Below are 1,006 nucleotides of genomic sequence, written 5' to 3' on the forward strand. Positions count from 1 at the left end.
CTGGTCCCCGGCGCCGACAAGTCGGCCGCCCGGATCCGCGAGCTGCGCGCGCAGCTGGAGCGGATCCGCGACCAGGTCGGCCTGGAGCCGGCGCTGACCCGGGACTCGGCCGTCGACAAGCTCGCCGGGCTGATGGCGCGGCTGCAGGAGGTGACGGCCCGCGCCGAGCGCGGTGCCGACGTCGGCGGTCTGCTCGGCCCGCTGGAGGTCGAGGCGACCACCTTCGAGCGGGACCTGATCGTCGGCAACGCCCGCCGCCGCGACGCGCGGGGCCAGGTCATCTCGGCGCGCGAGCTGCGCGCGGACCTCGAGCAGCGCGAGACGGCGCTCGAGAAGCTGGCCGCCACCTGCGTGATGACCGTCGACCCGGCACCGCGCTACGCCGTCCCCGACGTCGAGGCGCTCGGACCGGTCCCGGTCACGACCGACGCGATCGGGCCGTACCTGAAGAAGCTGGACCGGGTGTCCCAGGCACTCGAGATCGCCCAGCACGCGTACGCCGACGCGCTGGCCGAGCACGAGCAGCTGGTCGGGCTCCTCGACGCACACGTGGCCAAGGCCCGGGCGGTGGGCGTGGCGGGTCATCCCGACCTCGTGGAAAGCGAGCGGGCCGCGCGCGCCGTGCTCGACCGGCGTCCCACGCCGATGGCGGTGGCCCGGCAGCTCGTGTCGACGTACCAGACCTGGCTAGCGAAGGAGACGCGACCATGAGCACTGCGACGGGGACCTGCACGCAGCCCGGCTGCACGGGCAGCATCGTCGACGGCTACTGCGACGTGTGCGGCATGCCCGGCGAGGGCGGCCACTCCACCCACGCCGCCGGGGGAGGGGCCGCCGTGAGCGCACCGGCCCCGTCGGTCCCGGTCGGCCGGGTGATGCCGAGCAACGGCGACCCGTGCGAGCAGCCGGGCTGCGCCGGCCGGATCCTCGACGGCTACTGCGATGTCTGCGGCACGCCCGCCGTGCCCCGGGCTCGGGTCGCCGAGGCATCGGCTCTGGCCTCGGC

Annotated in this window: 2 pseudogenes; both read left to right on the forward strand. The window is 75.5% G+C overall.

The annotated features are described in order from the left end of the window. Window positions 1–711, forward strand: a pseudogene (locus E7Z54_RS23350) (hypothetical protein); the annotation flags it as partial. After that, window positions 708–1,006: pseudogene (locus tag E7Z54_RS15100) on the forward strand (hypothetical protein); the annotation flags it as partial. The pseudogenes E7Z54_RS23350 and E7Z54_RS15100, both read left to right, overlap by 4 nt.

It is taken from the genome of Nocardioides sp. (assembly GCF_004803405.1).
GTDB classification, from domain to species: Bacteria; Actinomycetota; Actinomycetes; order Propionibacteriales; family Nocardioidaceae; genus Nocardioides; species Nocardioides vastitatis.